12 protein-coding genes and 1 tRNA gene are annotated in these 14,502 nt (G+C 56.0%); 5 read left to right on the top strand and 8 right to left on the bottom strand.

Annotated features, from left to right (window positions below; all coding sequences use genetic code 11):
• Positions 1-6: 6 nt before the first annotated feature.
• Both murI and AC3CHX_RS04990 read left to right on the top strand, forming a co-directional pair.
• Positions 7-879 (top strand): glutamate racemase, encoded by an 873-nt coding sequence (gene murI, locus AC3CHX_RS04995; protein ID WP_488642989.1) that lies wholly within the window; start codon positions 7-9, stop codon positions 877-879.
• A 93-nt stretch (positions 880-972) separates the two neighbouring features.
• Positions 973-1,048, top strand: a tRNA-His gene (locus AC3CHX_RS04990).
• Positions 1,049-2,315: 1,267 nt separating this feature from the next.
• Here AC3CHX_RS04990 and AC3CHX_RS04985 read toward each other — a convergent pair.
• Positions 2,316-2,594 carry a hypothetical protein gene (locus AC3CHX_RS04985; protein ID WP_488642988.1) on the bottom strand — a complete coding sequence of 93 codons (279 nt, stop codon included), beginning with the start codon at positions 2,592-2,594 and terminating at the stop codon, positions 2,316-2,318.
• A gap of 266 nt (positions 2,595-2,860) precedes the next feature.
• Here AC3CHX_RS04985 and AC3CHX_RS04980 point away from each other — a divergent pair, with 266 nt between their 5' ends.
• Positions 2,861-4,210, top strand: coding sequence for an IS4 family transposase (locus AC3CHX_RS04980; RefSeq protein ID WP_488644721.1), 1,350 nt, complete (start codon positions 2,861-2,863; stop codon positions 4,208-4,210).
• A 90-nt stretch (positions 4,211-4,300) separates the two neighbouring features.
• Positions 4,301-5,395 (top strand): tetratricopeptide repeat protein, encoded by a 1,095-nt coding sequence (locus tag AC3CHX_RS04975; RefSeq protein ID WP_488642987.1) that lies wholly within the window; start codon positions 4,301-4,303, stop codon positions 5,393-5,395.
• A gap of 65 nt (positions 5,396-5,460) precedes the next feature.
• Here the strand turns inward: AC3CHX_RS04975 and AC3CHX_RS04970 are convergent.
• Positions 5,461-6,944 (bottom strand): IS3 family transposase gene (locus AC3CHX_RS04970; protein ID WP_488644720.1). Its coding sequence is split into 2 segments (ribosomal slippage): positions 5,461-6,548 and positions 6,548-6,944, totalling 1,485 coding nucleotides; the frame shifts between segments, so codons are not numbered across the junction.
• A 547-nt stretch (positions 6,945-7,491) separates the two neighbouring features.
• On the opposite strand from AC3CHX_RS04970, the gene AC3CHX_RS04965 reads away from it, so the two are divergent.
• Positions 7,492-7,884, top strand: a complete 393-nt coding sequence (locus AC3CHX_RS04965) for a MarR family winged helix-turn-helix transcriptional regulator (protein ID WP_488642986.1) — start codon at positions 7,492-7,494, stop codon at positions 7,882-7,884.
• 46 nt (positions 7,885-7,930) lie between these two features.
• Here AC3CHX_RS04965 and AC3CHX_RS04960 read toward each other — a convergent pair whose 3' ends face one another.
• From AC3CHX_RS04960 to AC3CHX_RS04935, 6 genes are all read right to left on the bottom strand, one after another.
• A complete protein-coding gene (locus tag AC3CHX_RS04960; RefSeq protein WP_488642985.1) occupies positions 7,931-9,292 on the bottom strand; it encodes a c-type cytochrome in 1,362 nt (453 codons plus the stop codon).
• 12 nt (positions 9,293-9,304) lie between these two features.
• Positions 9,305-10,141: a c-type cytochrome gene (locus AC3CHX_RS04955; protein ID WP_488642984.1), complete on the bottom strand. Its 837-nt coding sequence runs from the start codon at positions 10,139-10,141 to the stop codon at positions 9,305-9,307.
• Between the two features lie 145 nt (positions 10,142-10,286).
• On the bottom strand, positions 10,287-11,489 hold the full coding sequence (locus AC3CHX_RS04950; protein ID WP_488642983.1) for a 3-hydroxybenzoate 6-monooxygenase: 1,203 nt from the start codon (positions 11,487-11,489) through the stop codon (positions 10,287-10,289).
• A 196-nt stretch (positions 11,490-11,685) separates the two neighbouring features.
• Positions 11,686-12,330 (bottom strand): maleylacetoacetate isomerase, encoded by a 645-nt coding sequence (gene maiA, locus AC3CHX_RS04945; RefSeq protein WP_488642982.1) that lies wholly within the window; start codon positions 12,328-12,330, stop codon positions 11,686-11,688.
• Between the two features lie 9 nt (positions 12,331-12,339).
• Complete coding sequence (locus AC3CHX_RS04940; protein WP_488642981.1) at positions 12,340-13,683, bottom strand: MFS transporter; 1,344 nt, start codon at positions 13,681-13,683, stop codon at positions 12,340-12,342.
• A gap of 78 nt (positions 13,684-13,761) precedes the next feature.
• Positions 13,762-14,472 (bottom strand): fumarylacetoacetate hydrolase family protein, encoded by a 711-nt coding sequence (locus AC3CHX_RS04935; protein WP_488642980.1) that lies wholly within the window; start codon positions 14,470-14,472, stop codon positions 13,762-13,764.
• Positions 14,473-14,502: the final 30 nt, after the last annotated feature.

Genomic DNA, 14,502 nt, shown 5'->3' with positions numbered 1-14,502 from the left:
AACAATATGACGACACCAACAATGCCGATGGAAAAAGATGCGCCCATCGGCATTTTTGATTCCGGCGTCGGCGGCCTGTCGGTACTCAGGCATGTCCGTGATGCCATGCCGACCGAGCACCTACTGTATTTCGCTGACTCGGCCCACGCGCCCTACGGCGACAAAACAGAGCAGGCGATCTCGGAACGTACGCTAACGATCGCCGAATTCCTGCTTCAACGCAATGCCAAAGCCCTGGTGGTCGCCTGCAATACAGCAACCGCCGCAGCGATCAAGGCAGTTCGCAGCGCGTATCCCGCTTTGGCGGTGGTCGGCATTGAGCCCGGACTTAAACCGGCTGCGCAGCAAACCCAGACAAAAACTGTCGGCGTGTTAGCCACGAAGGGCACCCTGTCCAGTGCCCGCTTCACCCAGCTGGCGCAGCAAATCAGCGATACGACAGGCGTCCGTTTCGCTTTGCAAGCTTGCATCGGTCTGGCAGATCAGATTGAAAAGGGAGAGCTGCACACTGCGGCGACGGAAGCCTTGATAGCGCGCTATGTCACACCGTTGATAGAGCAGGATGTGGACACCTTGGTGCTTGGCTGCACACATTACCCGTTCGTTCGGCCATTGATCGAAGAAATCGTCAAGCGCCTTACCACTAAACCGGTAACCATCATCGATACGGGCGACGCAGTGACCAAGCAATTGATCCGGATACTCACAGAACACGACCTGCGCCAGACAAGTCAGCAATCAGGCACTTTGACCGCATTCACCACAGGTAATCCACCGGCCCTGGAAACCACATTTTTCAGCCTGCTGCAGTTACAACCAACGGTCTTGCATGCCCCCGCCACGCAGGCACATGAAAAAATGACACAATTAATATCGTGATTTACGTATTTTTGATTTGCCAGTGCGAATTTTAGTTTGTATAATAGCGAGCTGTTCTGGTCCACAAGACGGAACAGAAATAGAAGTACAGTGGTGGCTGTAGCTCAGTTGGTAGAGTCCAGGATTGTGATTCCTGTTGTCGTGGGTTCGAGCCCCATCAGCCACCCCAAAGAATACGCATTAAATCAAAGAGTTACATGCTTCGGCTTGTAGCTCTTTTTTGCATTGGCCGGTCTTAACCACCTCATGTAACCGCTGTGTAACCCGATTTGCTCAATGGTGGACTTCCGTAGGCTAAACCTACGCGGGCGCACCAGTTTCTTGAATGAGCATCAGTGCGCCTGATCAGCTTTACGTTTCTCAGGCCTGCAATTTTGTTCCGAAACGTTTGCATCTATTAGTTCATGGATACATGCAAGGCCACAAGTTACTCATCCATCCCAGTCCTGAGGGCGCTTCTATTTTGTCGCCGACACGTTGCGCTCAATTTCCGATCTATTTGCCATCCGGTAGACAAGCAACCTGATGTCTTCGTGTTCTGAGTGACGGTACTTTTACAGTCTTAGTTTAAGAAAAATCAAAGGCAGATTAGAAGAGATTATAGGCAACAACCAATCGTAAGTCTTTGATTTAAATAGAAACTATCCGTAGTGCCCGTCCTCAGAACCCGAACACTAGCGTCACTCAGAACACGAACAATAGCGTCATTCAAAGCACGAAAGTTAGCCGGGACGCGGAAGTAAATTACGAGTCGCTCAACACTTCGGCAACGATAACCACGCTGGATGCGGGGGCTGCTTTAGGCGCTTGGGTCAATTCTCCAAAGGCTGTCGTCAACATATCCCCTTCGGCGGTGGCCAAGAATATTGTGCGGCCAGACGAGCAGTTGGCCAACGCCAGCGAAGCGTAACGTAGCTGAACCGATCAACGACTACCGGCGCGGACGGTCAACTTTACCGGAATATGCATCTCCGGCATAAGTAACTTTCAAATTGGCGGGTCAGAATTAAAAGTATGATGATGACGCTAAATTTATTAGCCGACCTAGAAGAAATGCCGTCCAAAACCTCACTCAAGAATTTTCCAATTATCAAGTTGCGAACGCTAGTTATATACCGACCAGAGTCGCACGAAAGTCTTATGACATTTCAAAGTGACGGGTACACTTATTGGTAGGCAATTTTTATATTTTGCTCACCCGTCTGCCCAAAAATTCCCGGCAATTTTTTAAACTTTGGGAAGCTTGCCTACGACCGTGAACTATCAATTAGCACCGAACCAGGCCGCCAAAGTGAGTCATAGGTAACTTAGCGGGTTGAGCCGCTACCTATCGGTGGAGGTATCTATTGCACCTATGATGAGACGGATGTACAAGGATTCATGCGGGGTTTCAGGCTATCGTGTGCAACTCGTGTGCAACTCGTGTGCAATGAGTTTTACCGCTCCGGTTTTTCCTTCTGCTTTTCTGCCCACGCTACAGCATCAGCGCATCCAAGTAGATCGAAGGTTTCCCCAGCAACAAATCCATATCCGAGCTGATTCTCGCCATATATCAAATGATCGTGATTTGCATCGGCATACGCTATTAGCAACGTGCCATCGACTAGAACAAGTTCCTCACGCATCAACGCCATGATGAGGTTATGCCGTTCTTCAGTGTTCAGAGGTGTCTCACAAATTAGGGTGGCCGCACCTCTCAAGTCTTTGTGTTCCATAACGTCCTTCGTCGTAGAGACATGCCACCCGCACTAACATTTTGACACCTCGGTATAACTGTATGAATGTACAGTATTGCGAGGTTTGCAAAATATGGCAATGGCAAAATAAAAAATAATTGCTGCTAGGTTTACGGCACCTCGTTATACACAAGTCTGACCGGTCGTCGCCGCCCCTCTAAAAACTCGTTTACATTCAATGGCTTGCCGCAGCCCTTGTAAACTAGGGGCGTTTGAGGTTTACTCTCGTCTTTTGCGTGAACGAATTGGCTACCGCACCGGCACCTTGGACAGAGACAGAATTTGAGCAACTCGACCTGGGCGATGCGCGCCTGAACAAGCGAGCGAGGATCTTGATGGATCGATTTACGGCCGACCCGACGGCCAGCGTACCGAAGGCGTGCCGAGGCTGGGGCGAAACGATGGCAGCGTACCGCTTCTTCGACAACGACAGCATCGACTGGCGCGCGATCATGGCGCCGCACTGGCAGCAAACGCAGCAGCGCATGGCCGTGCAACCGGTGGTGCTGTGCTTGCAGGACACCACTGAACTGGACTTCAACGGCCAAGGCGCATTCGGTCTCGGGCCATTGAGCTACGAGGCCCAGCGCGGCATGTACCTGCACCCGACCTATGCGGTCACGCCCGGGCGCGAACCGCTGGGCATCGTCGACGCGTGGATGTGGGCGCGCGAAAAGAAGGACAAGTTCGGCATTCGTGGCGGGCCGAAGGAAAGCCTGCGCTGGATCGAGGGTTACGAGCGCATCGCCGAGATGGCGGCGCACTTGCCGGACACGCGCCTGGTGTATGTGGCCGACCGCGAAGCGGACTTGGTGCCCTTGATGCTGCGGGCGCAGGAGTTGGGCACGCCGGCCGACTGGCTGGTGCGCGCCCAGCACAATCGCTGCCTGCCCGAAGGCGAGAAGCTCTGGCAGCACACGGGCGCTGGGGAGCCCGTTGGCGAAATATCGTTCGCGATGGCAGCGCGGCACGGCGTCAAAGCACGCGCCGTGCGCCAGCAATTGTGGGCGCGCAAGGTGGAGCTGCCGGCAGGCAAAGGCAAGACCGTCAGCGCCACCTGCATCATCGCGCGCGAGATCGACGCACCACCCGGCGTCAAGCCGATCGAATGGCGTTTGCTGACCAACCGCGAGGCCGGCACGCCGGAGGCTGTAATCGAGCTGATCGACTGGTATCGCGCGCGCTGGGAAATAGAGATCCTGTTTAACGTCCTGAAGAATGCCTGCCGGGTCGAAGCACTGCAACTTGGTTCGATTGCGCAGCTGGAACGTGCCTTGGCGCTGTTCATGGTGGTGGCGTGGCGCATCGCGCATCTGATGCGGCTGGGCAGAACCTGCCCCGACCTGGATGCTGATCTGTTCTTCGATCCGGACGAAATTCAAGCTGCCTACCTGTTGCGAGACAAGGTGCCGCCGGCGAAGCCAAGGCTGAACGAAGTGCTGCGCCAAATCGCGTGCCTGGGTGGCTTCCTCGCTCGCAAGAGCGACGGCGAACCTGGCGTTAAGACGATCTGGCTGGGCTTGAAGGATGTTCACGTGGCGGTAAAAACGATGCGCGCCCTACGCAGATCAGGCGCTCAACAGACTTGTGTATAACGAGGTGGGTTTACGGGGTTGATTTGTGGCAAACTTATCAAGTTATTTTAATGGAATATTTGGCATCAAATAGGCCAATAGGGAGCAGTTGTGCAATCAAAAACTATACAAACTCTTGTACTCGCCTTTGTCTTGGTAATATCGTCGCTGACTTTGTTGGCAGCGCCAAAAGACGATCAGAATAAGATTCTCGAAGAAAATCAAAGCAGCCTCAGGCTGCTAAAGCAAGATGCAAAGTCAGCGGCCAGCGATATAGAAATTCTTCGTAGAGATCAAATAAATTATCGAGTAGAAAAAGACCTTCTTAAAGAGGCGTACTCATCCAATCTTCAAAGCATAAATATTGTCCTTACTATTGTTTTTGGCGTATTTGCTGCGTTTGGTTATGTTGGAATGAGGAGCATTAAAGATATAAAAATTGACTATGCGACTGAGCTAGAGAATTTAAGGAAATTAAAAAATAGCTTTGAAAATGAACTGATCGCTTTAAGTAAGAAGCAACAGGAATTTGAAACGCAAGTAGGTGATCTTACTCAAACAAATCAGGAGCAAGATCGTCGACTGAAGGTGTTAGAACTAATTGAGAAGATTAATGGATTCATACAAACAAGGCAGTGGGAATGGGCAATGCACTATATTGACCTCGCCTTGGAGATGGATTCTAAGAATACTATTTTGCTTATACAAAAAGCTATGTGTTTGGCAAGGATAGGAAAATTCGATGACGCACTCGCAACCCGAATGGAGCTAATGACGCTAGAGCCTAATAACATTGGCCACGTCTCCGACGTTTTGGAAATGCTTGCGCTCACTAAGCAAAGTGACGAATTCGAAAAACTCTATGCGCAGCACAAAAATGGAATCGATGCCATGAAAGATGGAAATCTTTCTCCCTATTTGTCGATCATATTGGCGCTGGTTTCGATGAATTTTGTTGAAGCAAAACAAATACTTGGCAAATTCACTAAGGACAAACCAAATGAGCCAAGAAAATATTTATCGACTTGGGATTACGACGATATCAATTCAATGATCTCAAGTCTCCCTGAAGGGAGACTGCAGGCTGCTATGGCTGAACTAGTATTATTTTTTCAGGGCACAAAAACGGCAGAGGAACTGAACAATTTATTGGATTCAGAAAAAATAGATTTGCCGCTTCCTACGATTGAAGAGCCACAGCAATAAATTCGATTTCGCGCAAGCGGAATGTGTCAATTGATTTGAAACACCAGCTGCAATGCGATGAGAGTCTAAATCTCGGTATCAAGCGCTGTTTTTCTCCTATCAGGTGGGTTAATCCAAGCTTCGGTCGGCAGTTTCGGTGGATGGGGCCGTTTGTTTTTGAAGCGGCTGGGATTGGCCAGAAATGCGGCATTCAAAGTCACTTGACGCTGTTGGCGTATTTCCGCAGCGCCTCCGACGTGGACGCTTTCTGGCGTCATCATGCCGATGCCGGAATGATGATGCTGGGTGTTGTACCAGGTAAAAAAAGGCGCGCAATGGGCTCTCGCATCCTCGACTGAACCAAAGCGTGACGGGAAATCCGGTTGGTATTTCAAGGTCTTAAATTGCGCCTCCGAGTATGGGTTATCGTCCGACACATACGGTCGGCTATGCGACTTGACGATACCCAGGTCCACCAGCAAGTCAGCTACCGCTTTCGAACGCATGCTGCTGCCACGGTCGGCATGCAGCATCAGGGTTCCTGGCTCAATGGCCTCTTTCGCCGTGCTATCGGCGATGAGTTGCTCGGCCAGTTCGGCCGTTTCCTGTGGCGCGACCATCCATCCCACCACGTAGCGACTGAAGATGTCGAGAATGACGTACAGATGGAAACAGGTTCCCTTGACCGGGCCTTTGAGCTTTGTGATGTCCCAGCTCCACACCTGATTCGGCGTCACCGCCAACAACTCCGGTTTGGTGTACACCGGATGCCGGCATTGATTGCGTCGTTCGCGCACCGCATCGCAGCTTTGCAGCACGCGATACATCGTCCGCACGGAAGCCAGGTAACAGCCTTCATCGAGCAACTGCGCGTGTATGGCAGGTGGCGCACGGTTGACGAAGCGCGGGCTATTGAGCACGTCCAGCAAGGCTTGACGTTCAGCTGGAGACAACGCCAGCGGCGGACGCCACGCGGGCGCGTGTGCCGCTTTAGCGGTCAGTGCAAGTGGCACGGCGCGACGTGTTTGCCGATGGCGATAGAAGGCACTGCGAGGCAGCCCCAAAGCGAGGCAGGCGGGCACGATGTCAACGTCCGCCGCCAAGGCGATTGCCGCCTTCATGATTTCGGCTCGTCGAGTCCGTCGGCAGAGGTCAAACCCAGCAGAATGGAAAGTTTTTTTTGAACGTCGATGATGATGTCAGCTTGGGCGAGCTTCCCGCGCAAACGTGCATTCTCACGCGTCAGTTCAAGCACCAGGCGAGCCTCTGCAGTGGCAGGGTTAGTTTTAGGACCGCGCTTTTGTTCGACCAGCATCGCCAGTTCGGATGTCTTGCGGTGCTTGCGCCAGGTAGCCAAATGCGAAGAGTAAATTCCTTCGCGCCGCAGCAGCGCACCGATTTCCCCGAGGCCGGTGCAATTGTCGGCCAGGTTGAGAATGCGACGCTTGTCAGCCGCAGAGAACTTGCGTCGTTGCGCCTGGGCCACGACCTCCGGATTCGGACGCGCCGCGCCAGAAGAGGCATCTCCAGTCGCCCTTCGGGCTCCTTGCATTGCATCTTCTGGCGCCATGATGATTGCTGGGTCGATAATGTCCTGCTTTCGGTTCTGCATATTGAATCCTACCGTTGTACTCTGAATTAACTGGGTAGGTGTCTCAAGTTATATTGGCACGGGGGGGTCGAACTTCTTGCGTTGCTTTGCCATGTACTTTTCCTCAGTTGATGGATTATCCACCCATTGAGGTGTCCGGCAAAATTAGACCACAGCAATCCACCCATTGAGGTGTCCGGCAAAATTAGACCACAGCAACCCTTGATCACGAGAGCTTCGCGGCTTTTTGCCCGCTCGCCCTGGTCGGCACCGCCTTCTATCCGGTTCTTGTTCATCGGCTCGCAGCTTCGCTCCACGCTTCCTCCCCACATTCGGTCGCCCTCATGCAGTTGCGCTTCACTTCGTTCGCTGTGATCAACTCACGGGAGGACTTGCACCTCCAAGAGTGCGCCCATGCTGGGCGCACAAAAGAACGCGATAACTGCAAGTGAGCAATCCCGAGAGCAATTCTGTCCCCCTTTTTCCTCTTGAGAGCTTTCAAATCGAGGATAGCATTGGCTATTTAGTGGCACGCACACGTACCATGCTGGTGAGAAATTCAAACGAATCGCTGGCCGAGTTTGGAATCACCAGCGCACAAGCGGCGATTCTGTTGATGCTTTCCACCGGCAAGTATGCAACTTCCGCCGATCTGGTCCGCCAAACCTGCACCGATGCAGCCTCCATGAAGCGCATGATTGATCGACTGTGGGCACGGGGACTGATTCGGCGCCAGCCTTGCTCTGATGATCGACGCTTGGTGAAACTGCGCCTGACCGACGAGGGTACCGGGCTGGCGCAGCAGGTGCCTGCGGTATTCAGCGATGTATTGAACCAGGACTTTGCTGATTTCACTGCGGAGGAAATCGGTTTTCTGACGTCCTTGCTGCGGCGCGTAGTTACACGCTTCGGCTTGTAGCTCTTTTTTCGCCTTTCCTCATTGCACTGTGGATAGTTGCCGGCGATCAATCCAGCGCTATGTTGCGGTAACGGTTCACGTCGAAGGGTGACACCATCGGCGCCTGATTGCCCCAGTTGTTGCGGATATACGATACGACTGCAGCAACCTCTTCGTCGCTGAGCTTGGGGCCGAAAGGCGGCATGCCGTAGGGGCGCGGATTGCCGGCCGTGACCGGTGCGAAGCCACCTGCCAGCACCATGCGTATCGGGTTCGCCGGCGAGATCATCATCAATTTGTGGTTGCCCTTCAATGGCGGATAGGCCTGCGCCACGCCCTCGCCACCGGCCTGGTGGCAATCCATGCAGTGCGTCTTGTACACGCTCGCACCCTCCTTCAATAGCGCTTCCTTGTTGCGTTGCGCGTTTTCGTCGGTGTGCAAGCCGACGACGAACTGATAGGCGTCTCTCAAGAAACGGGGTATCGCAGTGCTGTCATTATCCGTCCTGGTTTGCGGCAAGGCTTTCAGGTACACCGACATGGCATTGATATCGGCATCCGTCAGGTGTTGCAGGCTTTGCGCCACCACTTCGGCCATTGGGCCGGTCACCGTGCCGGTTGTCGTGGCTCCGGTCTTTAGCAAGGCATTGATGTCGGCAGTCTGCCAGCGTCCCAACCCAACTTCGTTCTCTGAAGTGAGCGACGGCGCGTACCATTCCTGACCGCTCAACAGGCCGCCGCCCAAGAGCGTCGCATTGATGCTGGCGCCCAGCACATTCCGGCTGGCATGACAGGCACTGCAATGTCCCAGGCCTTGCACCAGGTAGGCGCCGCGATTCCAGTCGGCAGTCTGCTTCGTATCCGGCTGGAATACCTCTGGCCTGAAGTACAAGGCGCGCCATAGTCCCAGCAAAGCCCGCTGGTTGTACGGAAAACGCACATCATGCGGCTGGTTCTGGCGCTTGACTGCCGGTAGCGACTGGAGATAGGCGAACAGCGCATCCGAGTCGGACCGCGTGACCTTGGCATAGTTGGGATAAGGGAAAGACGGATACAGCATATCGCCATCCCGGGATTTGCCGGCATGGATGGCGTGCCAGAAATCTTCCTGCGTCCAATTACCTATGCCGGTCGTTTTATCCGGCGTAATGTTGGGTGCATAAAAACTGCCGAACGGGGTCTGGATTTCGCGTCCGCCCGCAAAGGCGGGAGCACCGCGCCGCGTGTGGCAGCCCATGCAGTTGCCGGCGCGTGCCAGATAGGCTCCGTGTGCGACAAGCTCGGCGTGCAAAGGGGTGCCGCGGGTGGGCTCTACACTGGCAGAACCCCGCTGCTCGTCACCCAACATATAGCCATAGAGCCCCATCGCTATCATCGCCGTGATGGCGAATATCAGCACAGCAATCATCGTGAGCAGGAAACGTTTCATGGAAAATTGCGCCTATTGAGGGGCACTGCCGCAGGCCAACGGCCTCTTGGCATAGGAATCGGCGTCGGCAAGTGGAGCGATAACATCTTCCGGCAAGGGACGGGAGGCCAGCCAGGACGATACTGCGCCTACGTCTTGCGGGGACAAGGTCTTGGCGATTTGTGCCATGCAGTCAGGTGGATGCGCATGCCGGACGCCATTCTGCCATTTGCCTAATTGTCCGACGATATAGTCGCGCGGCAAGCCTAGCAGTCCGGGAATAAACGGGGCCATGCCGGTCAGTTTGCCACCGTGGCAAGCAACGCAGGCAGGAAGTTTTTTGCTGCGATCGCCGACTTGCACCAATTGGCGGCCGCGCTCCAGCACGCTCTGCGCCGCGCCCGTAACCTGTGGGGCAGGATAAGGCGGATGCTGGCTGGCAAAAAAAGCTGCCATTTCCCTAAAATAGGCATCCGGCATTTGACCAACCATGTAAGTCATCAAGGGGTACGTGCGCTTGCCGTCGCGAAAATTCTGCAACTGATTGAACAGGTAGCCCTCGGGTTTGCCTGCAATGCGCGGATAATAGCCGTCGCTGGCGGCCCTGCCTTCTTTGCCGTGGCAAGAGGTACACGCAGCCAGCCTTTGGGCTATCGTGTCAGGCACAGCGGGGTGCTGCGCGCCAGCAGTGCCTGCTTGTGCCGCTTGTTCCGCTTGTTCCGCTTGTTCCGCTTGTTCCGCATGCGCCGGGGCGGCGGCTAACAGCCCATTTAACAATGTGCCGATGACCAAAGCCTGTGCCGCTGCTTTGGCAGCCGCACAGCATCCTGCGGGACGGTCACTGGACTGCCGAGAATAATTCATGGTCATCAGGAATAAAGCTGCTGTTCGTGCGCCACGTTGCTTCTAACAGCATAGAGGGCGCAGATCATGAAATCAACCGATACCGTAACGCCAGGCAACGACGCCTGCGTCTGGCGTCATCGATCGTGTCGCGACATACCATTACCGATCATTACTGCGTCAGACAGGTTTCAGCTCTCCAGCCGTACAGCCAATCCAGGGCGTCGTAAAATCCGTCCGCGCTGCGGCCCTTCCAGAGTGCGTTGCGCACCAGCCGTTCGACGCCCTTCGCATGATAAATCCGGCCCATTTCGCGCGCCGACAGGACGACCCGGGCGGTGCGCGGAATACGGACTTTTTCGTACAACTTGAATGCGGCAACCAGATCGAAACCGGCATGCTCGATCGCTGCGCCCAGCGTGACGGCGTCCTCGATTGCCATGCAGGCGCCCTGAGCGAGGTATTGCAACATCGGGTGCGCGGCGTCGCCCAGCAGCGTGACGCGGCCACGGCTCCATGCATCGACGGGATCGCGGTCGGCGGTGCTCCAGCGCCGCCAGGAGGTCGGCGCCTCCAGCAACTGGCGCGGCCGCGCGCCGATGCCGTTGAAATAGGACAGCACTTCGGCCTTGCTGCCGTCGCGCACGCCCCAGGTTTCCCGGTCCCGACTGTGGAAGGTGACGACCAGGTTGTATTGGGTTGCGCCCCGCATCGGGTAATGCACCAGGTGGCAATTCGGTCCGGCCCACACCACGGGGGCGTTGATGCGCAGGTCTTCCGGCATGTCCGCCAGCGGCACCACCGCGCGATAGACGACGTGCCCGGAGACCCGCGCCTCGTCGCCGATGAGCTTTTCACGCACCACCGATTTGACGCCGTCGCAACCGATCACCGCATTGGCGCTATGCCGGCGGCCCTGACTATCCATCACGGCGACCTGGTTCCCGTCCTGCACCATGTCGATGACGCGCGAGGACGTAAAGAATTCAATCAACGGCGACTGCTGCACGGCTTCGAGGATCGCGCTGTGGATGTCGGCGCGATGAATCACCGCGTACGGGTTGCCAAAGCGCGCGCGGAAGCGCTCATCGACCGGGAATGTGCCCACTTCGCTGCCGTCGACCGCATCCATCATCACCAGTTTGTCGGTGAATACGGCGCGCTTGCGCGCATATTCGCCCACGCCCAGTGCGTCGAGCGCGGCAAATGCATTCGGCGCCAGCTGGATGCCGGCCCCGATTTCTCCGATCACGTCGCTTTGTTCCAGCACCTTGATGCGGATCCCCAGCCGGGCCAGCGCCAGCGCGGCTGCCATGCCGCCGATGCCGCCGCCCACGATCACGACGGACAGGTTTTCTTTCGATTGGGTAGTCATATGCATTCCTTGCTAAAAAATTTTACCGATTACTAGCAGTCTGTCGGGCTTAAGGAATCGAAGCGAAAAAGTGGCTGAGCGCGGACAGATTTTGCTGATTTTTTGTGTCAATAGCGGGACTATTGACCAAAAAATCAGTGAAATATGGACCGCTCAGGCGCTTTTGCAGCCGATTCTTCCTGAGTCCGACAGGCTGCTAGGCTGCGTCGAACTGGTTAGCCGGACTAGCTGCTGCAAAGGCTTCAAGCCCCATGCATTCGTCGAAAATGCGCATCACCGTCGGGAATCCGGAAAGATCGCACTCAAACCGTTGCGCATTGTAAATTTGCGGCACCAGGCAACAATCGGCCATCCCGGGGGTGTCGCCGTGGCAAAAGCGCCCGGTGCATGCGTCTTGCGCCAGCCGTTTTTCCAGCGCCGCCAACCCAAGGCCCACCCAGTGCCGATACCACCTGTTCTTTTGTTCGGCATCCACGTGCAACTGCTCGCTCAGGTATTGCAGCACCCTGAGGTTGTTGAGCGGATGGATTTCACAGGCAATCATTAACGCTAGCGCCCTGACCCTTGCGCGGCCTGCCGCACTGTCCGGCAATAGTGCCGGGTCGGGATAGCGCTCTTCCAGGTATTCCAGGATCGCCAGCGACTGGGTGAATACCTCGCCTTCGTCCTGCAAGACGGGCAGCAGCCGTTGCGGATTGAGCGCCTGAAATTCGCTGCTGTGCTGCTCCCCGCCATTCCTGCTGAGATGCACGGCAGCGGCCTCGTAAGGCAACTGCTTCAGGTTCAAGGCGATGCGTACGCGGTACGATGCGGAGCTGCGAAAAAATGTATGAAGCTTCATTGTTTTTCCTTAAGCGCGTTCGAACGGCGCCGGAGTGATTACGAGGCGACGCTCCTGGCGGCCCATCATGAAAATGGCGAAGGAGCCGAACATCGCCGGAGTGGCCGCCATCAAAAAAATCGATTGATTGTCCAGCTGGAGCGACAACATGAGGCCGCCAATCATCGAGCCGGCAATTGACCCGCTGCGCCCGATGGCCGTGGCCCAGCTGACACCGGTGGTGCGATTGCCGGTCGGATAAAACGCGGCGGCCAGGGCATTCGCGCCAACCTGTGAACCGCTGACACAAAAGCCGGCGCCAAAAACGGCCGCCACCAGCACCCACAACGCACCGCCCGACATGCCGATCATGGCGATGAATCCGGCGGCGATCAGGTAGGACATGGCCAACACCAGGTGCGGATTGAAACGATCCATCCAGCGCCCGATCAAGATCGCACCGGCGGTACCGCCAACCTGGAACGTGGCCGCGACGAAGGACGCCTTCGACAGGGAAATCCCGCTCTTGCTGAGCAAGGTCGGCAACCAGCTCGATATCAGATAGATGATCAGCAGGCTCATGAAGAAGGTGGTCCATAACAGTAAGGTCCCTTTCAGCATGCCCTGGCGGAACAGGGAGGCGACGGGCGAGCCGCTGATCTTCTTATCGCGGATCATCAATGCCGGTACGCTGGCCTGCGGCGCAATATGCGCTACGATGCGCGCCACCTTGACGCCGCTCTTGCCTTTTTCCACCAGAAAGCGCAGCGACTCCGGCAGCTTGAAAACCAGCAGCGGCACCAATAGCAGGGGCAGCAAGCCACCCAGGCAAAACACACCGCGCCAGCCGATGGAAGACAGCATTTGCGCGGCCACCAGCCCACCCAGCGCGGAACCGACGGTGAAGCCGCAGAACATCAGGGTGACCAAACTCGAACGGCGCGCTTGCGGGCAATATTCCGACGTCAGCGTCACGGCGCTGGGCATGGCGCCGCCCAAGCCAAGGCCGGTCAGAAAACGCAGCACCAGCAGCATCGGCAAGCCGGTGGAAAACACGGACAGCAAACTGGCCAGACCAAAGAAAGCCACCGAAAAGATCAGGACTGGCTTGCGGCCGATGCGGTCCGCGATGGGGCCAAAGATGAGCGCGCCCGACATCAATCCAAACAGTCCGGCACCGAACAACGGCGCCAGCGCGGCGGCGCTCAGCTGCCACTCAGCCTTGATGGCCGGGGCAATAAAGCCGATCGACGCGGTGTCGAAGCCGTCGATGGTGACCACCAGAAAACAAAGGATCAATATGCTTCTCTGGAATCTCGAGAACACGCTGAAATTGATGAATTCCTGAACATCTATTGCGGCAGGACTGCTCATCCCGGTCTCCTGTAAATGATTGATATGCGGCATAAGCCAACGTGATCTGTGTCACTTGATTGACTTGATTGCGCAGACTTAAACGATGCGCACGGACAGGTCGGTCAGCCCGTCGATTTTCCCCACCAGGGTCTGGCCGCGCGTCACGGCGCCCACGCCTTCCGGGGTCCCGGTAAAAATCAGGTCGCCCGGCTGTAACGCGAACAGGGTCGACAAGTTGGCAATGGTTTCGCTGACCGACCAGATCAGGTGCGTCAAATCGCTGGCCTGCTTCACGCTACCGTCCACGTCGAGCGAAATGGCGCCCCGGTTCAGCACATCGCCTGGAGCCGCGCGGCGAATCACGCCTACCGGTGCCGAATAGTCGAACGCCTTGCCGATTTCCCAAGGGCGGCCCTGTTCCCGCATGCGCATTTGCAGGTCGCGGCGCGTCATGTCGAGGCCGACGGCATAGCCGAAGATGTGCTCGGCGGCATGCTCGACCGCAATGTCGCGGCCGCCCTTGCCGATCGCGACCACCAGTTCGATCTCGTAGTGATAGTTTTCCGTGCGCGCGGGGTAAGCAATTTCGGCCGTCTGGCCTGCGGCGACCGGAACAATAGAAGCGTCGTCGTTTGGTTTGCAAAAAAAGAATGGCGCTTCGCGCTCAGGGTCGAAGCCCATTTCGCGCGCGTGCGCTGCGTAATTGCGGCCGACGCAATACACGCGGCGCACCGGAAACAGGTCCTGCGAATCGGCCACTGGCAAGCCAACCGGCGCCGCTGGCGGGAAAACAAATGAGAGTGTCATGATAAGTCCGTATGAGTTCGATTGATGGGG

The organism is Glaciimonas sp. OK215, from assembly GCF_057787885.1.
This window is presented reverse-complemented; position numbering and strand designations above follow the sequence as displayed.